This window comes from Pseudomonas aphyarum (assembly GCF_028657055.1).
In the GTDB taxonomy this organism is placed as follows: domain Bacteria; phylum Pseudomonadota; class Gammaproteobacteria; order Pseudomonadales; family Pseudomonadaceae; genus Aquipseudomonas; species Aquipseudomonas aphyarum.
On the sequence record NZ_JAMDGS010000002.1, the window covers coordinates 57,533 to 81,579 of the forward strand.

Annotated in this window: 27 protein-coding genes; 18 read left to right on the top strand and 9 right to left on the bottom strand. The window is 60.2% G+C overall.

The window, feature by feature from the left end; genetic code table 11:
- Positions 1-11: 11 nt before the first annotated feature.
- The 5 genes from atuD (at position 12) to ppnP (ending at position 4,971) form a co-directional block, all read left to right on the top strand.
- Positions 12-1,169 carry a citronellyl-CoA dehydrogenase gene (gene atuD, locus M5G18_RS01915; protein WP_007908685.1) on the top strand — a complete coding sequence of 386 codons (1,158 nt, stop codon included), beginning with the start codon at positions 12-14 and terminating at the stop codon, positions 1,167-1,169.
- Positions 1,166-1,963 carry an enoyl-CoA hydratase/isomerase family protein gene (locus M5G18_RS01920; RefSeq protein ID WP_273898428.1) on the top strand — a complete coding sequence of 266 codons (798 nt, stop codon included), beginning with the start codon at positions 1,166-1,168 and terminating at the stop codon, positions 1,961-1,963. The genes atuD and M5G18_RS01920 overlap by 4 nt, the downstream gene beginning before the upstream one ends.
- 67 nt (positions 1,964-2,030) lie before the next feature.
- The gene (locus M5G18_RS01925) at positions 2,031-3,992 is read left to right on the top strand and encodes an acetyl/propionyl/methylcrotonyl-CoA carboxylase subunit alpha (protein ID WP_273898429.1); all 1,962 of its coding nucleotides are present in this window, start codon (positions 2,031-2,033) and stop codon (positions 3,990-3,992) included.
- A 69-nt stretch (positions 3,993-4,061) separates the two neighbouring features.
- On the top strand, positions 4,062-4,604 hold the full coding sequence (locus M5G18_RS01930) for a 3'-5' exonuclease (RefSeq protein WP_273898430.1): 543 nt from the start codon (positions 4,062-4,064) through the stop codon (positions 4,602-4,604).
- Positions 4,605-4,686: 82 nt separating this feature from the next.
- Entirely contained in the window at positions 4,687-4,971 is a 285-nt protein-coding gene (gene ppnP / locus M5G18_RS01935; protein WP_007940055.1) for a pyrimidine/purine nucleoside phosphorylase, read from the top strand.
- A 71-nt stretch (positions 4,972-5,042) separates the two neighbouring features.
- Here the strand turns inward: ppnP and M5G18_RS01940 are convergent, their stop codons facing one another.
- Entirely contained in the window at positions 5,043-5,849 is an 807-nt protein-coding gene (locus M5G18_RS01940) for an MOSC domain-containing protein (RefSeq protein WP_273898431.1), read from the bottom strand.
- A 90-nt stretch (positions 5,850-5,939) separates the two neighbouring features.
- Positions 5,940-6,875, bottom strand: a complete 936-nt coding sequence (locus M5G18_RS01945) for a chemotaxis protein CheV (protein WP_090284879.1) — start codon at positions 6,873-6,875, stop codon at positions 5,940-5,942.
- A 452-nt stretch (positions 6,876-7,327) separates the two neighbouring features.
- Here M5G18_RS01945 and M5G18_RS01950 point away from each other — a divergent pair, with 452 nt between their 5' ends.
- From M5G18_RS01950 to M5G18_RS01960, 3 genes are all read left to right on the top strand, one after another.
- Positions 7,328-7,798 (top strand): hypothetical protein, encoded by a 471-nt coding sequence (locus tag M5G18_RS01950; protein ID WP_273898432.1) that lies wholly within the window; start codon positions 7,328-7,330, stop codon positions 7,796-7,798.
- 483 nt (positions 7,799-8,281) lie between these two features.
- Positions 8,282-9,175, top strand: coding sequence for a sensor histidine kinase (locus M5G18_RS01955; RefSeq protein WP_273898583.1), 894 nt, complete (start codon positions 8,282-8,284; stop codon positions 9,173-9,175).
- On the top strand, positions 9,172-9,831 hold the full coding sequence (locus tag M5G18_RS01960) for a response regulator (protein WP_007955750.1): 660 nt from the start codon (positions 9,172-9,174) through the stop codon (positions 9,829-9,831). Before M5G18_RS01955 ends, M5G18_RS01960 begins: the two co-directional genes overlap by 4 nt.
- On the opposite strand, the gene yegS is transcribed toward M5G18_RS01960, so the two are convergent.
- The gene (yegS, locus tag M5G18_RS01965) at positions 9,815-10,732 is read right to left on the bottom strand and encodes a lipid kinase YegS (RefSeq protein WP_273898433.1); all 918 of its coding nucleotides are present in this window, start codon (positions 10,730-10,732) and stop codon (positions 9,815-9,817) included. The two genes, M5G18_RS01960 and yegS, sit on opposite strands and share 17 nt — an antisense overlap.
- Positions 10,733-11,046: 314 nt before the next feature.
- Between yegS and M5G18_RS01970 the strand changes: the two genes are divergently transcribed.
- Complete coding sequence (locus M5G18_RS01970; protein ID WP_273898434.1) at positions 11,047-11,355, top strand: hypothetical protein; 309 nt, start codon at positions 11,047-11,049, stop codon at positions 11,353-11,355.
- 57 nt (positions 11,356-11,412) lie between these two features.
- Here the strand turns inward: M5G18_RS01970 and M5G18_RS01975 are convergent, their stop codons facing one another.
- Entirely contained in the window at positions 11,413-12,639 is a 1,227-nt protein-coding gene (locus M5G18_RS01975; protein WP_273898435.1) for a molybdopterin molybdotransferase MoeA, read from the bottom strand.
- The gene (gene moaB, locus M5G18_RS01980; RefSeq protein ID WP_007955742.1) at positions 12,623-13,162 is read right to left on the bottom strand and encodes a molybdenum cofactor biosynthesis protein B; all 540 of its coding nucleotides are present in this window, start codon (positions 13,160-13,162) and stop codon (positions 12,623-12,625) included. Before moaB ends, M5G18_RS01975 begins: the two co-directional genes overlap by 17 nt.
- 81 nt (positions 13,163-13,243) lie before the next feature.
- On the opposite strand from moaB, the gene mobA reads away from it, so the two are divergent.
- Positions 13,244-13,846, top strand: a complete 603-nt coding sequence (gene mobA, locus M5G18_RS01985) for a molybdenum cofactor guanylyltransferase MobA (protein ID WP_273898436.1) — start codon at positions 13,244-13,246, stop codon at positions 13,844-13,846.
- Positions 13,847-13,924: 78 nt separating this feature from the next.
- Positions 13,925-14,146, top strand: a complete 222-nt coding sequence (locus M5G18_RS01990; RefSeq protein WP_007955739.1) for a YgdI/YgdR family lipoprotein — start codon at positions 13,925-13,927, stop codon at positions 14,144-14,146.
- A gap of 83 nt (positions 14,147-14,229) precedes the next feature.
- Here M5G18_RS01990 and M5G18_RS01995 read toward each other — a convergent pair whose 3' ends face one another.
- The 3 genes from M5G18_RS01995 to M5G18_RS02005 form a co-directional block, all read right to left on the bottom strand.
- The gene (locus M5G18_RS01995; protein ID WP_273898437.1) at positions 14,230-15,123 is read right to left on the bottom strand and encodes a pseudouridine synthase; all 894 of its coding nucleotides are present in this window, start codon (positions 15,121-15,123) and stop codon (positions 14,230-14,232) included.
- Positions 15,124-15,191: 68 nt separating this feature from the next.
- Entirely contained in the window at positions 15,192-15,509 is a 318-nt protein-coding gene (locus M5G18_RS02000) for a hypothetical protein (protein WP_007955735.1), read from the bottom strand.
- A gap of 163 nt (positions 15,510-15,672) precedes the next feature.
- Positions 15,673-15,909, bottom strand: coding sequence for a glutaredoxin family protein (locus tag M5G18_RS02005; protein WP_007955734.1), 237 nt, complete (start codon positions 15,907-15,909; stop codon positions 15,673-15,675).
- Positions 15,910-16,099: 190 nt separating this feature from the next.
- Here M5G18_RS02005 and M5G18_RS02010 point away from each other — a divergent pair, with 190 nt between their 5' ends.
- Positions 16,100-17,812, top strand: a complete 1,713-nt coding sequence (locus M5G18_RS02010) for a cation:proton antiporter (protein WP_273898438.1) — start codon at positions 16,100-16,102, stop codon at positions 17,810-17,812.
- Here M5G18_RS02010 and M5G18_RS02015 read toward each other — a convergent pair.
- Positions 17,809-19,017: an ammonium transporter gene (locus M5G18_RS02015; RefSeq protein ID WP_273898439.1), complete on the bottom strand. Its 1,209-nt coding sequence runs from the start codon at positions 19,015-19,017 to the stop codon at positions 17,809-17,811. The genes M5G18_RS02010 and M5G18_RS02015 overlap by 4 nt on opposite strands.
- Positions 19,018-19,335: 318 nt before the next feature.
- Here M5G18_RS02015 and M5G18_RS02020 point away from each other — a divergent pair, with 318 nt between their 5' ends.
- From M5G18_RS02020 to M5G18_RS02045, 6 genes are all read left to right on the top strand, one after another.
- Positions 19,336-19,650 (top strand): ElaB/YgaM/YqjD family protein, encoded by a 315-nt coding sequence (locus M5G18_RS02020; protein ID WP_007955729.1) that lies wholly within the window; start codon positions 19,336-19,338, stop codon positions 19,648-19,650.
- A 2-nt stretch (positions 19,651-19,652) separates the two neighbouring features.
- Positions 19,653-20,039: a phage holin family protein gene (locus M5G18_RS02025; RefSeq protein WP_007955728.1), complete on the top strand. Its 387-nt coding sequence runs from the start codon at positions 19,653-19,655 to the stop codon at positions 20,037-20,039.
- Positions 20,036-20,374: a hypothetical protein gene (locus M5G18_RS02030; protein WP_064598290.1), complete on the top strand. Its 339-nt coding sequence runs from the start codon at positions 20,036-20,038 to the stop codon at positions 20,372-20,374. The genes M5G18_RS02025 and M5G18_RS02030 overlap by 4 nt, the downstream gene beginning before the upstream one ends.
- 123 nt (positions 20,375-20,497) lie before the next feature.
- The gene (locus M5G18_RS02035; RefSeq protein WP_273898440.1) at positions 20,498-21,661 is read left to right on the top strand and encodes an EAL domain-containing protein; all 1,164 of its coding nucleotides are present in this window, start codon (positions 20,498-20,500) and stop codon (positions 21,659-21,661) included.
- A 68-nt stretch (positions 21,662-21,729) separates the two neighbouring features.
- On the top strand, positions 21,730-23,058 hold the full coding sequence (locus M5G18_RS02040) for a deoxyguanosinetriphosphate triphosphohydrolase (RefSeq protein ID WP_273898441.1): 1,329 nt from the start codon (positions 21,730-21,732) through the stop codon (positions 23,056-23,058).
- Positions 23,059-23,419: 361 nt separating this feature from the next.
- Positions 23,420-24,046: a response regulator transcription factor gene (locus M5G18_RS02045; protein WP_273898442.1), complete on the top strand. Its 627-nt coding sequence runs from the start codon at positions 23,420-23,422 to the stop codon at positions 24,044-24,046.
- The last annotated feature ends 1 nt before the right edge of the window (position 24,047 follow it).

Here is a 24,047-nt window from a genome sequence, read left to right on the forward strand (position 1 = left end):
GAACAATAAAAATGATCTTCACCCCGGAACACGAAGCACTGCGCCGTACCGTCCGCCAGTTCGTCGAGCACGAGATCAACCCGCATGTCGATGAGTGGGAAAAGGCTGGGCGCTTTCCAATCCACGAGATTTTCCGCAAGGCCGGCGACCTCGGTCTGCTGGGGATTTCCAAGCCGGAAAAATTCGGCGGCATGGGCCTGGATTACAGCTATTCGATCGTCGCCGCCGAAGAGTTCGGCACCATCCACTGCGGCGGCATTCCGATGTCGATCGGCGTGCAGACCGACATGTGCACCCCGGCCCTCGCCCGTTTCGGTTCCGATGAGTTGCGCGAAGAGTTTCTGCGCCCGGCGATCACCGGCGAGCAGGTCGGTTGCATTGGTGTCTCGGAAGTCGGCGCCGGCTCCGACGTCGCCGGGCTCAAGACCACCGCGCGCAAGGACGGCGACGACTATGTGATCAACGGCAGCAAGATGTGGATCACCAACTCGCCGAGTGCCGACTTCATCTGCCTGCTGGCCAACACCTCGGACGACAAGCCGCACATCAACAAATCGCTGATCATGGTGCCGATGAACACGCCGGGCATCAGCCTCAGTTCGCATCTGGACAAGCTCGGCATGCGCAGCTCGGAAACCGCACAGGTGTTTTTCGACAACGTGCGCGTGCCCCAGCGCAATCGCATCGGCCACGAAGGCGCCGGGTTCATGATGCAGATGCTGCAATTCCAGGAGGAACGCCTGTTCGGCGCGGCCAACATGATCAAGGGCCTGGAATACTGCGTCGACAGCACTATCGAGTACTGCAAGGAGCGCAAGACCTTCGGCAATGCGCTGATCGACAATCAGGTGATCCACTTTCGCCTCGCTGAATTGCAGACCGAAATCGAATGCCTGCGGGCGCTGGTCTATCAGGCCACCGAGCAATACGTGAAAGGCCAGGACGTCACCCGACTGGCTTCGATGGCCAAGCTCAAGGCCGGGCGCCTCGGCCGCGAAGTCAGCGACAGTTGCCTGCAATACTGGGGCGGCATGGGTTTCATGTGGGACAACCCGGTGGCCCGCGCCTACCGCGACGTGCGGCTGGTATCGATTGGCGGCGGCGCCGACGAAATCATGCTGGGGATCATCTGCAAACTGATGGGCATCCTGCCGGGGAAAAAGAAATGAGCGCCCTGCCCGATTGCCAGACGCTGCTGCTGGAACGGCACAACGGCGTGTTGCACATCACCCTCAATCGCCCGGAAAGCCGCAACGCCATGAGCCTGCAAATGGTCGCCGAGTTGCGCGCCGTGCTGGCAGAGGTGCGCGATGACCGCAGCGTCCGCGCGCTGGTGCTCAGCGGTGCCGGCGGGCATTTCTGTGCCGGCGGCGACATCAAGGACATGGCCAACGCTCGCGTCCAGGGCAGCGATGCCTATCGCGATCTGAACCGTGCCTTCGGATCATTGCTGGAAGAAGCGCAGCACGCACCGCAAGTGCTGATCACGGTGTTGCAAGGCGCTGTGCTCGGGGGCGGCTTCGGCCTGACGTGTATCAGCGATATCGCCATCGCCGATCATCAGGCGCAATTCGGTCTGCCGGAAACCAGCCTCGGCCTGCTGCCAGCGCAGATCGCGCCGTTTGTGGTGCAGCGCATCGGCCTCACTGAAACCCGACGCCTGGCCCTGACCGCCGCCCGCTTCGACGGCCATCAGGCGCGGCGCCTGGGGCTGGTGCATTTTGTCGAGCAGGATCCGCAGGCGCTCGCCGAGCGGCTGGATGAAGTGCTCGATCATGTCTTGTGTTGCGCCCCGGAAGCGAATGCCATGACGAAAAAGCTGCTGCTGGCCAGCGCCGGCCAGCCGTCGAGTGAATTGCTGGATGAAGCCGCGCAGTGGTTCAGCGCAGCGATGACCGGTGCCGAAGGGATCGAAGGCACGATGGCGTTTGTGCAAAAGCGCAAACCCGGATGGAGCGCCTGACCCTGTGGGAGCGGGCTTGCCCGCGATGAGGCCCTTCAATTCACCGCCAACATTCAGGAAAACCACCATGCCCGCCCTCCACAAAATCCTGATCGCCAACCGCGGTGAAATCGCCTGCCGCATCCAGCGTACCGCCCAGGCCCTCGGCTATCGCACGGTCGCCATCTTCAGCGACGCCGACGCCGATGCACTGCACGTGCAGATGGCCGATCAAGCGGTGAACATCGGCCCGGCGCCGGTGCAGCAGTCCTACCTGAACATCCCGGCGATCCTCGACGCCGCCCGGCGCAGCGGTGCCGACGCGATCCATCCGGGCTACGGTTTTCTCTCGGAAAATGCCGAATTCGCCCGCGCCTGCGAACAGGCCGGCCTGACCTTCATCGGCCCCAGCGTCGAAGCCATCGAACTGATGGGCAGCAAACGCCAATCGAAAATCGCCATGCTCGCCGCCGGCGTCCCGTGCATCGCCGGTTATCAAGGCGCCGAGCAGGACGACGCGACCCTGACCCGTGAAGCCGAGCGCATCGGTTACCCGCTGATGATCAAGGCCAGCGCCGGTGGGGGCGGGCGTGGCATGCGACTGGTGCACAGCGCCGAGGAACTGCCGGCGCAATTGCGCACGGCGCGCTCCGAAGCCTTGAACGGTTTCGGCAGCGATGAACTGATCCTCGAACAGGCGCTGACCGAACCGCGTCATGTCGAAGTGCAGCTGTTCGGCGATCACCACGGCAACCTGATCTACCTCGGCGAGCGCGATTGTTCGATTCAGCGCCGCCATCAGAAAGTCATCGAAGAGGCGCCGTGCCCGGTGATGACCGAAGAGCTGCGCCAGGCGATGGGCGAAGCGGCGCTCAAGGCCGGGCGTGCGGTGAACTATGTCGGCGCCGGCACCGTGGAGTTTTTGCTTGATGCCGATGGCAGGTTTTACTTTCTGGAGATGAACACCCGGTTGCAGGTCGAGCACCCGGTGACTGAATTGATCACCGGGCTGGATCTGGTGGCTTGGCAACTGTCGGTCGCCGAAGGCCAGCCGCTACCGCTGACCCAGGCGCAGGTGAAACTCGATGGCCACGCGATGGAAGTACGCCTCTACGCCGAAGATCCGGCCCAGGGTTTTCTTCCGCAGACCGGGCGTGTCGAAGCCTGGATGCCGGCACTGGATCGCGGTGCACGGATCGATCACGGCCTGATCGAAGGCCAATCGGTCTCACCGTTCTACGACCCGATGCTCGGCAAACTGATCGCCCACGGCGCAACCCGAGAAGAGGCCCAGCGCAAACTGCTGTGTGCGGTTCAGGACAGCGTGTTGCTGGGCGTGCAGAGCAATCAGCGGTTGCTCGCCAGCCTGTTGCAGCATCCGCAGTTCATCAGCGGGGAATTCGGCACTGGCTTCATCCCTCAACACTTCGCCGATCATGACTGCCTTCGCGCCTATTCGCCCAGTGCCGAAGAGCTGGCCATCGCGGCGGTGCTGTTTTACCAATCCGCCGCGCAGCAACACCGCGCCCCGCTGTCCGGATGGCGCAACACCGCCGGTGCGCCGCTGCTTTATCGCATCGGCCTCGACGCCCGCGACTGGAACGTGCAACTGCGCGCCAGTCCGGACAACACGTTCGCAGTGCAGGTCGCGGAGCGCGTCATCGAACTCAAACTCATCGAACACACCGTCGGGGCCATGACGCTGGAAATCGATGGCCTGCGCCAGCGCCATGCCTGTCGCCTGCGCGACGACCAGCTCTGGCTGTTCACCCACCCCGGCAGCCTGCATCTGGTGGATCGAACTCATGCGGTGATCGACAGTCAGACCAGCGTCAGTTCCGGCACGTTGAAAGCCCCGATGGATGGCGCCATCATCGATGTGCTCGTCAGCGAAGGCAGCCCGGTCAGCAAGGGCCAACTGCTGGTGGTATTGGAAGCGATGAAAATGGAGCACCCGCTCAAGGCCGGCATCGACGGCGTGCTCAAGCGGGTGCAGGTCAAGGTCGGCGATCAGGTAAAAAATCGTCAGGTTCTGTTGCAGGTCGAGTAGTCGCCGCGCGCATCCGCAAGGTTTGACTACGCTCTGAATAATCAGGACGCGGAAATCAGGAACCCTGCGATGCCCCATTGGCTGGTCATAGATCTGGAAGCCACCACCGATGAGGGTGGCTGGCCGGTTACGGAAATGGAGATCATCGAGATCGGCGCGACCCTGGTGGATCGCGCCGGTCGCGAACGGGATCACTTCCAGCGCTTCGTCAAACCGACGCGGCGCCCCTTGTTGACGCCGTTTTGCCGCGAACTCACGCACATCACCCAGGCCAACATCGACGCGGCGCAGCCGTTAAGTGAAGTGTGGCCTGCGTTCGAACGCTGGCTCGGTCAGCACGAGACACGCCTTGAAGGATGGGCCAGCTGGGGCGATTACGACCGCAAGCAGTTGCTTCAGGAATGGCAGCGCCTGCAACTCGACAGCGCCCTGAGCCGGGTGCCGCACATGAACCTCAAACAGCGATTTGCCAAGGCCCGACGCCTCGAACGGCCACTGGGCCTCAATGGCGCGTTGCAACTGGCGGGCATGCAATTCACCGGTCAACAACACCGGGCACTGGAAGATGCGCGCAATACCGCCCGATTATTGCCATTGGTGCTGCCGCTCTAGCGCAGGTGACGGCGCCATGAGCCTTGTGCATACTGGCCGACCTTTTTGACCCTTTTTAAGCCCTTTTCGAGAGGAATCGCCCATGTTTAAAGTCAACGAGTACTTCGACGGCACCGTCAAGTCGATCGCTTTTGGCACTGCTGAAGGCCCTGCGACCATCGGCGTCATGGCCCCGGGCGAATACGAATTCGGCACCAGCCAGCGTGAAATCATGCACGTGGTTTCGGGCGCACTGACCGTCAAACTGCCGGACAGCAGCGACTGGGAAACTTTCGCCGCCGGCAGCCAGTTCAACGTGCCCGCCAACAGCAAGTTCCAGCTGAAAGTGGCCGTCGACACCGCTTACCTGTGCGAATACCGCGGCTGAACCCACGGTTTTCGGCGGTCATAAAAAATGCCCGTGTCCAAGGACACGGGCATTTTTCGTTTCAGGGCCGGTTATTCGAGGATTTCCACCGGCATGCCGACTTCAAGCCGGCCGTTGCCGTCGTTGACCAGGTTCTGGCCGAACATCGCACCGTCGGCCTGGGCACGGCTCTTCTGCAGGGTCGCCAGTGGTTCGCGGTCAGCGCTGCGCTCCCCGGTCTGCGGATCGATCGTGGTGAGAATGCACCGCGAGCAGGACTTGACCACGCGGAACTCGACATCGCCGATACGGATCCGCTTCCAGCCATCCTCGGCGTAAGCATCACTGCCTTCGATCACCAGATTCGGCCGGAACCGCAGCATTTCCAGCGGACGCCCGACTGCCTGCGACAGGTGTTGCAGCGAGGCCTCACCAATCAGCAGTAGGGGGAAACCATCGGCGAATGCCACTTGGTCGTCATCGTTGCCGTACCCGGCCTGGGTCGTCCGGGCGCGATCCAGCGGTACTTGCACCAGTCGGGTCGGCTTGCCAATGAATTCGCTGACCCAACGGGCCGCCTCTTCACCGGCATCCGGCACACGCAGGGTGTCACGCCAGATGGTCACGCCACGCAGATCGTCGTCGCTACCGGGCAAGGCGACATCGATTGCCGAATGCCCCGGCGCGTTGAGCGTCAGACCGCCGCTGGCATTCCACAGCGCCGACAGCTGGCTCATCTTCGCTTCGGCACGCTGGGTCAGGAATCGCCCGCTGGCTTCGTCCACCAGCATCCAGCGTCGGTCGCCCTCAAGCCCCAGTTTGTCCAGGCCGATCCCTTGCAGGACCTCACCCTTGGCGGATTTCAACGGGTAACGATAAAGCGCGCTCAGACGCAGCATGGCCAGCTCCCTGGTGGGTCAAAAACGCCACCCTATACGAGCTTTGTCAGCGAATCAAAGGCTGACGCAGGGTCAGCCTCGACAGCTTGATCAGGCCGGCACTTCGTCGAGCATCAGACGCTGGCGCACCACATCGACCAGTTTGTCCGGCTGGAACTTGGAGAGGAAGTTGTCGCAGCCGACCTTCTTGACCATCGAGTCGTTGAAACTGCCGGACAGCGAGGTGTGCAACACCACATACAGGCCACGCAGGCGGGGGTCGTTACGGATTTCGGTGGTCAGGCGATAGCCGTCCATTTCAGGCATTTCGGCGTCAGTGAAGATCATCAACAGCTTGTCGGTCATGTGCACCCCGGTATCGGCCCAGGCCTTGAGCATGTTCAGGGCTTTCAGGCCGTCGCTGGCGATGTGCATCTTCACGCCCAACTGGCCGAGGGTGTCGCGCAATTGCGAGAGCGCCACGTTGGAGTCGTCCACCAGCAACACTTCGCGGCCACGGGCGCGTTCCAGCACCGGATCGTCCAGTTTGTCGCGGGAAACCTTGGCGTTGTACGGCACGATTTCGGCGAGGACTTTCTCGACGTCGATGATTTCCACCAGTTGATCGTCGACCTTGCTGATGGCCGTCAGGTAATGCTGGCGACCGGCGCTGGTCGGCGGTGGCAGGATGGCTTCCCAGTTCATGTTGACGATGCGGTCCACGCCACCGACGAGGAACGCCTGCACCGAACGGTTGTATTCGGTAACGATGATCGTGCTGTTCGGGCCCGGCACCAATGGCCGCATGCCAATCGCCTGGGACAAGTCGATCACCGGCAGCGTCTGCCCACGCAGATTGACCACGCCGCAGACAAAAGGGTGACGCTGGGGCATCAGGGTCAGTTTCGGCAACTGCAGGACTTCCTGAACCTTGAACACGTTGATCGCGAACAATTGGCGTCCGGCCAGTCGAAACATGAGAATTTCCAGGCGATTCTCACCCACCAGTTGCGTGCGTTGGTCTACCGTGTCGAGAATGCCGGCCATCAATGACTCCTGGGCTTGTTCTGATGAATTCACTATTGGGGGTTATCGGCTGAATCTGGCGGATCTTGATCCCGTCACAAATCACCAACAAAATGCCATGAGCAGGCATTGATGTCACATTAACATCATGCTTTACTGGCCCGGTGAAATCATCTGCTACATTCTCTTCGGCGCGACCCCGATTTGCGCCACAGGTTCCCGTGCCTAAGGGAATCCCCTAGTAACAATCAGGCCCAACCTGATATTCGCGATATCCAATAGCCATTAATGTGACGCCATTCTCATTGCATGAACGGAGTCAGGCTATTGTGTGCGATCGCAGTTCAGTGGAAACACATCCTCTTGAAACCCCAGGTCTGTGCCAATGCACACCGGGGCGCGGTCTCGCGACGATTCATGATCGTCGACACACACGGCATTCCCTCATCAGACATGACGTGGTGGAGATAAGCATGCCGAACGACCGTAGTGACTGGGCGCAGCGGTTCCCCGAATTTCTTGTCGAGGCTGAAACGCTCCTGGCCAAGTCTGAAGAATGCCTCAGCCACTTGCAGCTGATCAGCAATGACAAGGACGCCATCGACTGCATGCTGAGCACCCTCCTCAAGCTGGCGAACAAGGCCGATGCCCTGGCGCTGGGGGCGGTGTCCGAATTCTCCCTGCACCTGCATGGCCTGCTCACCCAGGTTCAGGATCACGTGGATTTGCATGCGCAGGCCCTGGAAGCACTGAAAGACTGCTTTACGCTTATGGCCTGGCAACTGGAACTGGTTGACCCAAGCACCGGTCAATTGGGCCTCGATGAAAGCGAACAGGTGTCGCTGATTGAAGCCTTTGCCTGCCAGGTCGGGCAGACTCACTTTCAAATGCCGCTCAACGGCAAGCCGATTTCCCTCGTCTCCTGGTCGGAGCGCCAAGCGTAACCGGGCACACACTGGGCAGTTCGGGCCCGTCAGTTTTCGCCGTCGAATGTCGCAATTGAATAGTTCATGCCTGCCTGCGACACCTTCCAATAAATAATTACGAGCGATGAATGCAGACTATCCTCTGCGGATGTCAGGGTTTTCCTGCGTAAAAGAAAACTTGCGGTTGCATCGATAATTATCGAATCAGGTACTTCAACTTTTCCATTATGGAACCCTCGTCCAACATGGCCTGTTTCCTGACTCTTTGGACATATAGGGCAAACGCGACCAACGGTATGTTAAGTGGTATTATGCCGCCCGTTAGTTGTTTCAGTTAATGGCATTGTGACTTCAATGAGCGGCCTCTACCGAAGTTGGCGCTCAATTATCGATCACTGAACCGTTTTGAAATCAACAACCTGAATGACAGTTTTCCAGACAGAGACCGCCAGCCCTTCTGACCGGTCTGCCCGCAGCGAACATCCATTGGCTCCATCCGCTATGTACGCCAGCCTCAAGTCAATCACCACATGGCCTCCCTCCCGAGAAAATGCCCGCAGGTTCACACTCCTGCTGTGTACGGCTTCGGCCCTGGGCAGTCTGTTGAGCTATGGCGTCTCCGCCCCGATATCGCTTGGCCTGCTGCTGATCAACGTGGCGGCTGCCGGTTGCGTCTGGACCCAACATCGTCTGTCGCGCAAATCCATCAAGTTCCAGCCTCAGGAACTCGCCGACCGTTTGCTGGAAGTCCAGGAAAACGAGCGCCATCGCCTGAGCCGTGAACTGCATGACGATATCGGCCAACTGCTGACCGCCGCCAAGCTGCAAAGCGAATGGCTCAAGCGTCGCTTGCCCGCGGACATGCAGGAACACTGTTCAGTACTTTGCGAGACGCTCGAAGAAACCCTCAACAAGGTTCGCGACGTTTCGGCCATTCTCAACCCGCGGCAACTGACCAGCCTTGGCCTTGAAGCGAGCCTGCGTGCACACCTGCTCAAGGTGTTGACCAATACGTCGGTGCACTGGAGCCTGGACTGCCAGCAGCGCCTGAATGGAATTCCCGAAGAAATGGCCGTCGCTGCCTTTCGTATCACTCAGGAAGCGGTGACCAACATCCTTCGCCATGCGCAGGCCAAAAACCTGTTGATTCGCGTGCAACGCCTGCCACAGGGCCTGACTCTGCTGATCAGCGATGATGGGCTGGGCTTTTCCCCGGCGGCGAATCCGGGTCGCGAAGGACAGCGGGGCATGGCCGGGATGGCCGAACGCATCGAGCAACTGGGCGGCACACTGAGCGTGACCAGCGAGCCGGGCAAAGGTACTCAAATCGAAGCACTATTCCCCTGGGCGCCCCGTGCACTCGAGCGGGCCAGTACGAATAAGGTTATGCGTTGACTTGTAACTTACTTCTGGTGGATGACCACTCGCTGATCAGGGCCGGCGTGCGCGCCCTGGTGCTGGATATTCCCGGTTATGCGGTTATCGGCGAGGCCAATGACGGCTCGCAGTTGCTCGAGATGGTCGAGCTGCTGTCTCCCGATATCGTATTGCTGGACATTTCCATGAAAGAAACCGGCGGTCTGGAGGCCTTGCAGCGGCTCAGACGCGTACGCCCGCACGCCAAAGTGCTGATTCTGTCGATGCACACCGACCCCGCGCTGATCATGCAGGCGCTGGAGTCCGGTGCGCACGGTTACCTGCTCAAGGACACCACGGCCACCGAACTCGAACATGCACTGGAAGCGCTGCGCAACAACGAACGCTATCTGAGCCCAGCCATCGCCCACACCGTGATCAATCAGGCGCTGACCCGTAACCTCAAGCAGCAGCCGGAAGTCGCCGAGTCACACAACCTCACGGCACGCCAGCTGGAAATCCTGCGCTTGATCGTGCGCGGCAAGTCCACGCGGGAAATCGCCAATGGCCTGGGGCTGAGCATCAAGACGGTCGAAACCCACCGCTCGCAGATCATGAAACGCCTGCAGATCTACGATGTGGCGGGCCTGGTGCTGTTCGCCGTGCGGGAACAGATCATCAGTCTGGACGACTGAGCCGGGGCGTTGTACTCAACAGCGGCGAGTCCTTGGGCAAATGCACACGCAAGGCTCGGGGGCGCGCCGCAAACCGCAGACTGTCGCCCTCCAGAGGCTCGCCGTCGAGATTGATGCAAAGCCCTTCGGCGACCTTGATTTCAACCCACGGCAAACGCGTACGCACGAACATGTTGTCGATGCCAAACCCGTCGCTGAGCAGATTTTTCAGCGTGCCGACCAGCTCCTGCGGCGCCGGCAGAATGCTGATATCCAGAAGGCCGTCGTCCACCAGCGCTTCCGGGCACAACACATGCCCGCCACCGGCCTGACGGCCATTGCCGATCCCCAGCGCCAGCAGCTCGCCACGCCAGTGAAAATCCGGCCCCTGCAATTCGCCATAGGCGGCATGCAGCTCACTGAACCGCGATAAGCCGGTGAACAGATAGGCCGCGCCACCCAGCACTTTTTTCAGATCTTCCGACGTGTTGGCGGTCACCTGGCTGCCGAACCCGCCGGTGGCCATGTTCAGGAAGATCTGCCCGCCGACCTCGCCCAAATCAATGTCATGGGCGGGTGCCTCAAGCAATTCGAGTGCTTCGGCCGGCTCGAGGGGAATAGCCGCCGCGCGGGAAAAATCGTTGGCGGTTCCCAGTGGCAACAGCACCAGACTGGCCTTGCCTGGATGCGCCGCCAGTGCTTCGGCGATGTCACGCAGGGTGCCATCTCCGCCACCGGCAATGATCTGACGGTATCCCGCCGCCAGCGCCTCCTCCACCAGCCGCTGGGCATCCCCGGCCTCCCAGGTCAGGCGCACCGCCAGTTCCCATCCCTGCTGACGCTTGTTCTCGACAGCGGCACGAACCGCCTCGTTGAGTGCCTGCTTGCCATGCAGAATCAACAATGCCTTGCGTTCACTCATTGCGGTTACTCCCGGAATTGAATCAGTACGGGACATCTTGACCCTCAAGACCGGCAAAAAAGTCGCACGTCTTCTGATTAATTCCTGCTGCCCGTCTGGCCCGTCCTACATATCGGTAATTTTTCGTACAGAACGTAAGGAATCGGCTCAATTGACCCAGCCCGGCCGTTGGTACAACGTGTGTCGGTGTTAGCGATCTTCAATTCAATTACACAAGGATGTGCATGTAATGTGTGGATACAGTTTCAGGACTTTCGATTTTTTGCATTCCGGCATTTGCCAACTGCCCCTAATAGCCGCAGGCGGGCGTTTCCATGCAAAGCCATGAAGCAAGACTATCCATGAGCCCGGTTGCCTCTCTCTCCGAAAGTCGCGCCAGTCTTAAAGACGAATTCAAATGCAGCGCCAGAAACACTGGAGAAAACGATATGGAACCGCGTGTCACCGAGCTGGAAACCCACCTCAAGTACATTCGACGCGATATGGACGAAGTCAGAGGGGACGTCAAAGCCATCAAGCATCGCCTTGCCTACTCGGCAGGGGCGACAGCGATGGTGCTCGGACTGTTGGGCTGGATTGCCAACAGCCGGTTCGATCAGCTGGTCACACTGCTCAGCCGCTGACCCGCTGAAAAGGCAGGCATCGTTTTGCGACTATGCCTGCCTTTCAAATGCCTGCAATCAACCGAGCAGCTCGCTGAGCGGAATGAATGGCACCTGATCACCCTTGGCCAGGACTCGCCCCTCCTGAACTTCCACCAGACCCTCGGCCCAGGCAGCGCTGCGCAGAACGCCCGAACTCTGGTTACGGTAGATAATCGCTTGCCCCTGCTCCAGACGTCCGCGCAGAAATTCACGGCGGTTACCGGCCTGAGGCCAGACAAATCCTGCGGGCACCGAAAATTTCAGTGGCTCGACATCCTGCACACCCTGGCGACGTAACAGATAAGGCCGGGTCAGCAAGGCAAAGGTCACCAGTGTCGAGGCAGGATTCCCCGGCAATCCAATCACCGGGACACCACGGAAATGCCCGACCGTCAGCGGCTTGCCGGGTTTGATTGCCAGCTTCCAGAGTGTCAGCTCGCCCTCTTCCCTCAATGCGATACCGAGGAAATCCGCTTCCCCGACCGAGACACCACCGGTTGAGAGAATCAGGTCTACATCCTGAAGCTCCCCAAGTCGCGCACGGGTGGTGGGCAGGTCATCAGGCAGAATACCGGCGTCCACCACTTCACATCCGAGGCGCTGCAACCAGCTGCACAACAACACCCGGTTGCTGTTGTAGATCTGTCCCGGTCCCAATGCTGTTCCCGGCTCGACCAGTTCATCCCCCGTGGACAGCACCGCCACACGAACCCGGCGAATCACCTCAAGCCCTGCGCAACCCAGCGATGCGGCCAGTCCCTGCTCGATCGGACCGAGCCGGGTTCCAGCAGCCAGGACCAACTCACCGACCGTCGTTTCCTGGCCTTGCGGGCGAATGTTCTGCCCGGCCACCATCGCCTCGATGAAGCTCACGCGCTCATCGGCATGAACCTCGGCGTTTTCCTGCATCTCGACACAATCAGCACCGGCAGGTACCGGCGCACCGGTAAAGATCCGTGCGCAGGTGCCTGGCTTCAAGGGTTCCGGTGCCTGCCCGGCGAAGATCTTCTGACTGACCGGCAACGATTCGCCGGTCCAGTCGGCCAGATTCAAGGCATAACCGTCCATGGCGCTGTTCGGCCACGGCGGCAGATCCAGTGTCGAAATCAGATCTTGCGCCAACACCCGCCCCTGAACCTGCGCCAGTGGCAAAAACTCACTCTCGGCAATCCGCGACCTCTCGGCCATTTCCAGCAATCGCGCCAATGCCTCTTCGACCGGCATCAGGCTGCCGGTCTTGCCCGGCTTACCCACGGGATTCACAAGGCGCCGCCTGTTTCAAATGAGTGACGAAATTGCACGGGCGGTGGCGTGAGTCCAGTTGCTCGGCGAGGATGCCATCCCAACCGGTGCGCACTGCGTTGGTCGAGCCTGGCAGGCAGCAGACAAGCGTGCCATTGGCCAGTCCCGCCAAGGCCCGGGATTGCACGGTGGAGGTGCCGATGTCGGCGACCGAGATCTGGCGGAACAGCTCACCAAAACCATCGACCTGCTTGTCCAGCAGGCAAGCGACGGCTTCCGGGGTGCTGTCGCGGCCGGTAAAACCGGTACCGCCGGTAATCAGCACGACTTGCACGACGTCCTCGGCAATCCAGTGGGCGACTTGCGCACGGATCTTGTACAGGTCATCTTTGAGCAGCACTCGCTGCGCCAGATGGTGGCCCGCCGCCGTCAGCCGGTCGACGAAGACCTGGCCGGAGGTATCGGTTTCCAGGGTTCGGGTGTCGCTGACCGTCAGCACCGCGATATTGAGCGGCACGAAAGGTACATCAGCCTTGGCTTTCATAGGCTCGTCCAGTTGTAGGAGAAACAGCCCGGTGTTATATCACAGCGCCCCCTTTTTTCGCCGCCCCTGCGGAGAGCTGCCATGACTTCGAACACGCCATTACCACTCTGCTCCATTCTGTTGCTGGCAGGTGGACGCGGCCAGCGGATGGGCGGCCAGGACAAGGGACTGGTGGAATGGCACGGTGAACCGCTGATCGCACATCTGCATCGCAATGTTCGGCCGTTGACGGATGACCTGATCATCTCCTGCAACCGCAATCGTGAACGCTATGCACCATTCGCCGACCAGTTGGTGAGCGATGATGAGGAGGACTTTCCCGGACCATTGGCTGGCATTCGTGCCGGCTTGAAAGCTGCGCGCCACGCCCATCTGCTGGTACTGCCCTGCGATGTTCCGCGCATCGATCTTGCACTGCTGCACAGCATGCGTGAGGCGGCCAGTCTGAATTCTGAAAAACCTTTAATGTTGCGCCATGACAATCACTGGGAACCGCTGCTTTGCGTGATCCCGGTGGCACTCCTGCCGGCATTCGAAAACGCCTGGAACGCTGGAGAACGCAGCCCCGGCCGGGTGATGCGCAATCTTGATGCCCAGGCCCTGGTTTGCCCTGACAACGATCCACGCCTGGCCAATCTCAACACCCCTGAACTGTTGAGTTCGCACAACACTGTGTCAGACTGACAGCATTCAAGGAACTTGCACGCCTTGTATACGTCTCAAGCTCAGTAACCAAAAGAATTCCCCTTCGGAGACACACTCATGACTCAACGGACCCTCGCCACTTTCATGCTCGCACTGGGCCTTGCCACCCTCGCCGGTTGCGCTTCGCCAACAGTGATCACCTTGAATGACGGTCGCGAAATCCAGGCTGTCGACGCCCCTAAGTATGATGAAGATTCGGGCTTCTACGAGTTCGAACAACTGGACGGCAAGCACACCCGCATCAACAAGGATCAGATCCGCACTGTCAAAGAGCTGTAAGTCTTCAGTTCGGCAGCGGATACAGAAAAGCCCGCAATATGCGGGCTTTTTCGTGTCTGACAGAAAAGGGTCGATACACGGGATCACCAGTCCAGCGTGATCCGGCTTTCAAACTCGCGCACCTGCCCCGTGACCGGGTCGATGAATCGCAACCCCTGCGCCAGGAGCTTGAGCGGGTTGGCGTAGTCATCTTCAACATCTTTGAGCACTTCGGGGTAAAACGGATCATTGCAGATGCTCGCCCCCAGCGCCGTCATGTGCACCCGTAGCTGATGCTTCTTGCCGGTCACCGGGTACAGGCCGTAGCGCCAGAGTTCGCCGTTCTTTTCACGAACCTCCACCGCCGTTTCGGTGTTGCTTACACCCGGCCCTTCCTGCATGCGGAAAAACGGTTCACCGTCGACCATGCGGCTCTTGTGCACCAACGGGAAATCCAGTCCGGGCAGCGCGGCCGCAATGGCTTCATAGCGTTTTTCGATCTGCCGTGTCGGAAACAGTGACTGATACGCCGACCGCGTCTGTGGATTGGCAGAGAAAATCACCAGCCCGGCCGTGTGCCGGTCAATCCGGTGCAGCGGCACCAGATGGGGATTGTCCAGGCGCCGGATCAATCGGCGAAGCAGCGTCTGTTCGACGTACTCGCCTGCCGGGGTCACCGGAAGGAAATGCGGCTTGTCCGCCACCACCAGATGCTCGTCCGCATACAGGATCGACTCGACCACCGGGATCGGCTTTTCATCCGGCACTTCACGAAAATAGTGAATGCGCAGCCCTTCCCTGTAGGGCAAGTCCAGCGCGATCGGCTGACCCTGGCCATCGAGCACCCGGCCTCGGGCGATTCGATCCAGCCATTGATCGCGCCCGATGGCACTGAAATGCTCACACAGGCAGTCGAGCACTGTCCGCCAGCTACCGGGGGGCAGATACAGCGTGCTGGCCTGATTCTGTGCGGCGGAAAATGTGGGTGTGCTGGACATACGGAAACTCTAACCTTCAAAGCAGAGCGGCATTATCCAACACCGGGCGCAGCAGACCTAGCGCGGAATCAGGCGGGGATCGATTTGAGCGCCGCCGCCTCGGTGAATTCCTTGAGCCAGCGCAACACATCCACGGCGTCCCAACGGCCCGGATCGTACAGGGCGTACAAAAGCCCCTGATATCCGACCACATCCAGTTGCTTGTGATAGCCGGCACGCTGAAACAAGGCCTCGATCTCGGCAAAGCATGTATTGAAATGCAGCTTGTTGAAGGGAGTCTTGCCTTCCGTGACCAGACCGTCCAGGCGCAATTCGTGGACGGCCTCGCGCACCACGTCAACCGACATCCCGTTCACGCTGCTTTTCAACTGTTCGACATTGACCACGGTGGCTCCCTCTGACATCCGGCTTGACCTGACGAATGCCCGGAAACGGCATGGCAGGCCAACCCAATTACTGTATGCGTATACAGTAACCGAATAACCCGAAAAGTGCCAAGCCGTGATTGAGCGAAGGTGACGAGCGCCATCAACGCAGAAGAGAAAAATCTTAACGCAGGAATGCCACCACCTGATCGGCGCTGAAGGGCCACCCCAGTTCCGCGCCGGTATCGACTCTGCGCAGGACAGGGATCCGCAGGCTGTAGGCCTCGAACCACGATTCGTCGTCAGCAATATCCACCAGTTCCACCAGCAGACCATGCTCGACAAAAGGCATCAGTTCGGCCTCCGCGACTTCACACAAATGGCACCCCAGGGTGCCGAACAACTGGCATTCAGGAAGCATGTGCGCTCAACCCCAAAAATCGAGTGATCATTCTAGGCCTGCCCGCAAAGCCCGTCGACCCACCCTCCGGGTTCGATCCCGCCCCTCGTAAAACCCTGATGTAAATCAGCCCACAAAATCGCCATTTACGCGATGCTCCGGTGTTTTTTACCTCTACGCTTGAAGAGCCTGACCTGTCCCGGAGTGTCTTGTGTTTGCCAATCTGCTGATCATTCTGGCGTCGTCCCTGGTGATGATTGCCCTGTTCCGTCGCCTGCGCCTGCCGCCTGTACTGGGCTATCTGTGCGTGGGTTTGATGGTCGGGCCGAAGGCATTCGACTGGATCAATGAAAGCGAACATCTGCCGGATCTTGCCGAACTGGGCGTGGTGTTTCTGCTGTTTTCCCTGGGGCTGGAGTTCTCCCTGTCGAAAATGATTGCCCTGCGCCAAGTGGTTTTCCGTCTGGGCAGCCAGCAAGTGCTGATCACCACATTCCTGCTGGGAGGCGTGCTGATGCTGTTGGGCATGCCGGCTACACCGGCCTTGCTGCTGGGCGCCGGCCTGTCGCTGTCATCCACGGCGATTGTGACCAAGGAGCTGGGCAGCCTCGGCGAAATCTTCAGCAGCCACGGCCAGAACGCAGTGGGCGTCCTGTTGTTCCAGGACGTGGTGGCCGTGTTGCTACTGACGTTGGTACCGGTGTTCGCCGGCAGCAGTGATCAGGCCTGGTACTGGGCGTTGCCCCTGACCTTGTTGAAGACCGTATTGCTGTTTTTCGGTTTGTTGCTGGCCAGCCGCTGGCTGCTGCCCCGCCTGTTTCAGGAAGTCGCGGCTTCCCGATCGGCAGAATTGTTCGTGCTGCTGGCACTGGTGATCGTGTTGCTGACGGCCTGGCTGACCCACTTGCTGGGCCTGTCTCCAGCCCTCGGCGCGTTCCTCGCAGGAATGCTGCTGGGCGAGAGCCATTATCGGCATCAGATCGAGGCCGATATCCGGCCGTTTCGCGACATTCTGCTGGGGCTGTTTTTCGTCAGCATCGGCATGCTGATCGACCTGCAACTGTTCGCCAGCCACAGCCTGCTGATTATCGGCATGACCTTGGGTTTGCTGGTGATCAAAGGCCTGGTGGTGGCGCTATTGGTGAAATGGCGCGGCAGCGACAGTGAAACGGCCTGGCGCAGCGGCCTCGCCCTCGCCCAGGGCGGTGAATTCTGCTTCGCCCTGATGGCGCAGATGCAGCAGAGCCGGCTGCTCCCCGCCGAACTCGGTGCCTTGCTGCTCGCCGCCACCTTCTGCTCGATGCTGCTGACGCCCCTGCTGTTACGCGCCGCACCGCGCATCGCCGCCGCCCTGCACCGCAAACCCAATCAGGAAGCGCAGATCGAGGAAATCAGCGCCCTCAATGCCGGGTTCGACGGGCATGTGGTGATCTGTGGCTACGGCCGTGTCGGTCAGTCGATCGGGCGCTTCATGCGCAATGCCGGGCAATCCTACGTCGCACTGGACAACGATCCGGTGCGGATTCAGGAAGCCGCCACCGCCGAGCGCGACGTCCATTACGGCGATTCAACCCGCGGCGATCTGCTGACCGCCGTCGGTTTGCTGCGCGCCAAGTTGCTGGTGATTGCCGTGGATCAGGCCGATGTGGCCTTGCGGGTTCTCAAGGAGGCCAGACGCCTCAACCCGACGGTGCCGATCCTGGTGCGTACCCGGGACGACAGCCAGTCGGCCGAGCTGAAGGCAGCCGGCGCCAGCGAAGTGGTGCCGGAACTGCTGGAGTCGAGCCTGATGCTCGGTTCCCATGCCCTGATCCTGCTGGGGTTTCCTGCGCACCGGGTGCAGGAGAAAGTCGATCAGGTGCGCATCGATCGTTATCGCCTGCTTCACGGCTTTTACCCCGGAGCCGACGATGAGGAGACCTAGTCCTGGCTCACCGCGCCGATCTTGTGCAGCGACAGGTCAGCGCCGTAGTACTCCTGTTCCTGGCTCAGGCGCAGACCATGCAGCGCCTTGATCGAACCATAGACAGCGAAACCGCCGATCAGCGCCACCGCCACACCGAGGGCCGTGCCGATCAACTGGCTGATCAGGCTGACGCCGCCAAGTCCACCCAACGCGGCCGAGCCGAAGATCCCGCAGGCAATGCCGCCCCACACGCCACACAGACCGTGCAAAGGCCAGACACCCAGCACGTCATCGATGCGCCATTTGACCTGCGCCGCCGTGAAGCACCAGACAAACAGGCCGCCGGCAATCGCGCCGGTCACCAGCGCGCCGACCGGGTGCATCAGATCAGAACCGGCACACACCGCCACCAGACCGGCCAGCGGGCCGTTGTGCAGAAAGCCCGGGTCGTTGCGCCCGACGATCAACGCCGCCACCGTACCGCCGACCATCGCCATCAGCGAGTTGACGGCCACCAGTCCGCTGACCCCTTGCAGGGTCTGCGCGCTCATCACGTTAAAACCAAACCAGCCGACGATCAGGATCCACGACCCCAACGCCAGAAAAGGAATGCTCGACGGCGCGAACGCCACCAGCCGACCATCGCGATAGCGCCCGTTGCGCGGCCCGAGCAGCAACACCGCCGCCAGCGCCAGCCAGCCGCCCATGGCATGCACCACCACCGAACCGGCAAAGTCATGGAAAGGGGCACCGAACTGCGCGGTCAGCCAGGCTTGCAGACCGTAGTTGCCGTTCCAGATCATGCCTTCGAAAAACGGGTAGATGAACGCCACGATCAGCGCCGTGGCGCACAGTTGCGGCACAAACCGCGCCCGCTCGGCGATGCCGCCGGAAATGATCGCTGGGATCGCCGCCGCAAAGGTCAGCAGGAAGAAAAACTTCACCAGCCCATAACCATGATCGGCACTGAGCACCGCCGCCGGTTGCAGGAAGGTCACCCCGTACGAAAGCCAGTAGCCTATAAAGAAATAGGCCAGGGTCGACACCGCAAAGTCGCTGAGAATCTTCGACAGCGCATTGACCTGGTTTTTCTGGCGAACCGTTCCGACCTCCAGAAACGCGAACCCGGCGTGCATGGCCAGGACCATGACCGCACCGATCAGAATGAACAACGTGTTGGAACTGTGAACCAGCGTGTCCACAGCGCTTTGCAGATTTTCCATGAGGAGGCAGACCCAAGGCTGAAAAAGGCACCAAAGCGGTTCATGCGCACATTTCATGCACCAAGTTGCGACTGTGCGGTCACTGATCCGGTGGTCCGGTGAACCGCTTTGGCGCACAAGGTCGATGGGCTGACATGAACCCTCATCATCCGGGCCTTGCTCTGCCCGGTTTCGCGCCCGGCAACAGCGCACTGTCACCGATCGACGCACCACGACACAGCAAAAGTTGTACCAGCCATTTGCACTGAACCTTCACACTTGGCTCATACTCGAACGCTTCAGAACACCGCTTCAGAACGCCACTTACGGAGATCCCCCATGGCCAGCATCAAGGCAAAGACTGCTCAAGAAATCCTGATGAACGACTTCCAGACTTTGGTCAGCGACACTGAACGCTTGCTGGAACACACCGCCACGCTGGCCGGTGATCAGGCTGACGAGCTGCGCGAACAGATCCACGAAAGCCTGCTGCGCGCACGGGAAACCCTGAAGCTGACCGAAGACACCCTGCGCGAACGCGGTCAGGCTGCGGTCACCGCCACCGAGGAATATGTATCGGCCAACCCTTGGCAATCGGTGGGCATCGCCGCCGGCGTAGGGTTTCTGATCGGCCTGCTGGCCACGCGGCGCTGATCATGTCGATCGGTGAATCCGGCCCGGACTCGGGTACCGCCTCCTCCACGCGTCGTCTGGGTGCTGCCGTTCTCGGCCTGCTGCATAGCCATGTCGAACTGTTCGGCATCGAACTCCAGGAACAGAAAGCACGCACCGTCAGCCTGTTGCTGTTCGCCGGCCTGGCGCTGGTGTTTGCGCTGCTGTTGCTGGTCGGCCTGTCGACCCTCGTACTGATCGTGTTCTGGGACACCTATCGCCTGGCCGCAATCATCGGGCTGTGCGTGTTCTACACCCTGGCGGCAATTTTTTGCGCGCTGCGTCTCAAGGCCGCGATCTTCGATGAATCCTCGCCCTTCCACGGCACGCTGGAAGAACTGGCCAATGACCGGGAGCGCCTGCTGCCATGAGCCTGCCTGAACTTCCGCACAACAGCTCACGCCGGGAAATGCGCAAGGCGTTGATCCGTCTGCGCATGGAAATGCATCGTCAGGAAATCCGCCACGAAACCGGCCAGGTCTTGCAACCCCTGCAACGCATGCGTGGCATGACGCAAAACCTGCAAGGCGGCTTCGGCATCAAGCACGCGCCGTTGTGGGGCGTGGCGGCTGTGACGCTACTGGGTTTCATCACGGGTAAAGGGGCCAAGAGCGGTGGCGTCGGCGGCTTGACCCGACTGATCCGCCTGGGCACCAGCCTTGCTCCGCTGATCAAGCTGGTCATGCAGAGTTCGAGCAAGCGCTGATCCCTCGCATCTGGCTGCATTCTTGCAATACCGGCGGGATTGAATCTCTTATCCGGAGGTTCAATCCCGCTTGCCTATCCGGCCGGCAGAATTCGACCAGAACAAGAACGACAAGGAGGCCCCGTGATCGACGGGCAACCGCTCGCCTGCTTTCAACCTTTCATCGATACCGCCACCGGACGCATTGCAGGGGTCGAGGCATTGGGCCGTCTGCGCCAGGCCGATGGCCAACTGGCGTCGGTCGGGCCGCTGTTCGCCGACCCGCGTACCCCGGCCATTGCGCTGCGCCGAATGGACCGGCAGATTCGCGACAACGCGCTGAGTCGACTGCAAGAAGCACCGCCGGACTGGTTTCTCAGCCTGAACATGTCACCGCGCTGGATCAGTCGCTTGCGTGCCGATCAGGCGCTGCCAAGCCTGAAACAGCTCGCCCGGCATGGCATCGACCCGCAACGGATTGTTTTCGAAATCACCGAGCTTGGCGGTAACAGCCAGCGCCTCAGCGAAGTCGTCGCGCGCTATCGCGATGCCGGTGCCCGGATCGCCATCGACGATTTCGGCGCCGGTTATTCGCAGCTCGATCGCGTGCTGGCGCTGCAACCGGACATTCTCAAACTCGACATGCGTCTGTTCCAGGCCGCCGCACTGGGCGGGCCGAGCAGTGACGTGGTCAAGGCCCTGGCGCAAATGGCCGAAAAAACCGGCTGCTGGATCATTGCCGAAGGCGTGGAAACTGCAGCGCAACTGAATTTCGCGCTGGAATGCGGATCGCGTTACGTGCAGGGATTTCTGTTCGCCCGCGCGCAGGAGGCGCTTTTCGGTACGGATGACTTCGTTGAACGCTTTGCCGAGCTGCGCCAGTCCTACGTGCGCCAGAAACTGGCCGAACGCAGCAAACTGATGTTCATGCGCCAGCAACTCAGCGAACTCATGACCATCCTGCAAACCTGGGCCCAGGCCCGCGCTCCGCTCAGCGCCCTGCCGCAACTCGACGCCTTTCCCTGGCTGCTGCGCTTTTATCAATGTGACCGCCACGGCACTCAACTGACGCCGAACCTGGAATGGCGACCCAGCGGCTGGGTCGCCGACAATCGCTACCTGGGCCACAACTGGTCGTGGCGCCCGTACTTCTACCACCTGTTGGCCGAAGGCTGGGAAGAACGGCGCCTGACCCTTTCCAACACCTATCGCGACGCCACCAGCAACCAGTATTGCCTGACCGCCGGGCAGTTTTTCGATAACGGCGAGCGCCTGCTGCTGATCGACATCGATGCGGCGGGCTTGTAGTTGCGCTTGCAGATGCCAGCCTGAACCGGGAAGCTAGGGAATCAGTCACCAGACGGAGAGAATCAGCCTTGGATTGGCATACCCTGCTCAACCGCGAACGTCTCGGCAAACCGTTGCACAGCCCGCAGGAACTTGGCCGCAGCCCGTTCCATAAAGACCATGACCGCATCATCTTCTCCGGCGCCTTCCGCCGCCTGGGGCGCAAGACCCAGGTGCATCCGGTGTCGAGCAACGACCACATTCACACGCGCCTGACCCACTCGCTGGAAGTCAGTTGCGTCGGCCGCTCGCTGGGCATGCGCGTCGGCGAAACCCTGCGCCGCGCCCTGCCCGAATGGTGCGAGCCGAGCGATCTGGGCATGGTGGTCCAGTCGGCCTGCCTGGCGCACGACATCGGCAACCCGCCATTCGGCCACTCCGGCGAAGACGCGATCCGTCACTGGTTCCAGCAGGCTGCCGGGCGCGGCTGGCTGGACGCGATGAGCGACGCCGAGCGCGGCGACTTTCTGAATTTCGAAGGCAATGCCCAGGGTTTCCGCGTGCTCACGCAACTGGAATATCACCAGTTCGACGGCGGCACCCGACTGACCTACGCCACCCTCGGCACTTACCTGAAGTACCCGTGGACCGCCCGTCACGCCGACTCCCTCGGTTACAAAAAGCACAAGTTCGGTTGCTACCAGAGCGAACTGCCGTTGCTCGAACAGATCGCCCACAAACTGGGTCTGCCGCAACTCGAAGAACAGCGCTGGGCGCGCCATCCGCTGGTGTATCTGATGGAAGCGGCGGACGACATCTGCTACGCCTTGATCGATCTGGAAGATGGCCTGGAAATGGAGCTGCTGGATTACGCCGAAGTCGAGTCGCTGCTGCTCGGTCTGGTGGGCGATGATCTGCCTGAAACCTATCGCCAGCTCGGCCCGCAGGATTCGCGTCGGCGCAAGCTGGCGATCCTGCGCGGCAAGGCCATCGAGCACTTGACCAACGCTGCCGCCCGGGCCTTCGTCGAACAACAGGACGCACTGCTGGCCGGTACGCTACACGGGGATCTGGTGGAACACATGCACGGCCCGGCCAAACGCTGCGTGCTGAACGCCAAGGACATCGCCCGCAAGAAAATCTTCCAGGACAAGCGCAAGACCCTGCATGAAATCGGCGCCTATACGACCCTGGAGATTTTGCTCAACGCCTTCTGCGGTGCGGCCCTGGAACAGCACAACGGCCGCACGCCATCGTTCAAGAGCCGCCGGATTCTCGACTTGCTGGGCAACAACGCGCCGGATCCGCATGCCCCCCTGCACGCATCGTTCCTGCGCATGATCGACTTCATCGCCGGCATGACCGACAGCTACGCCAGCGACATGGCACTGGAAATGACAGGACGTTCCAGCCGGTGAAGCTCGCCGCCCGCCCGATCCGCAACGGATCGGGCGGGCAGGCACGCTTTTACCAACGGTAGAAAACGTTACTTTTGCGTTCATTCGCAAAGCGCCAAAGATAAAGCCTGAAACAAACAAAAAGCGGTCATTTAAAAACTCTTCCCAATAAACTTTTTCTGGTTGTCTGCAAACTAAATCAAGAACGCCCCTTGAACATCTCACGCCTCTACCTACGCCAAACCCAGTTAACACGTAGTCTGATTCTCCTTTATTTGTAGGACTTATCCTAGATTGCCGCTGACCCCCTGTCAGTTCATGCGACCGCTCATTCATCTGAGCTAAGGTGCGCCCTTTATTCGCGCTCGTATGGGACTTGATTATGAACTCCGTTTTTATTGTCGACGATCACCCGGTCATCCGCCTTGCTGTTCGAATGTTGCTGGAACACGAAGGTTATAAAGTCGTCGGAGAAACCGATAACGGTGTCGATGCCATGCAGATGGTTCGCGAATGCATGCCCGACCTGATCATTCTCGACATCAGCATTCCCAAGCTCGACGGCCTGGAAGTCCTCGCCCGCTTCAACTCCATGAGTTCACCGTTCAAGACCCTGGTACTGACCGCGCAATGCCCGACCCTGTTCGGCATTCGCTGCATGCAGTCAGGTGCATCGGGTTACGTGTGCAAACAGGAAGACCTGAGTGAACTGGTCAGTGCAATCAAAGCTGTACTGTCCGGTTACAACTACTTTCCCAGCCAGGCCTTGAATCCCGTTCGTCACGATGATGTGCGCTATGCAGAACTTGAACTTTTCAAATCCGTCAATGATCGGGAATTGATGGTATTGCAACTATTTGCCCAGGGGCGCACCAACAAGGAAATTGCCAAAGGCATGTTTCTCAGCAACAAGACAGTCAGCACTTATAAAAAACGCCTGATGCAAAAACTCAAAGCCAAGTCACTTGTAGAACTTATCGAAATGGCCAAACGTAACGCACTCGTGTGAG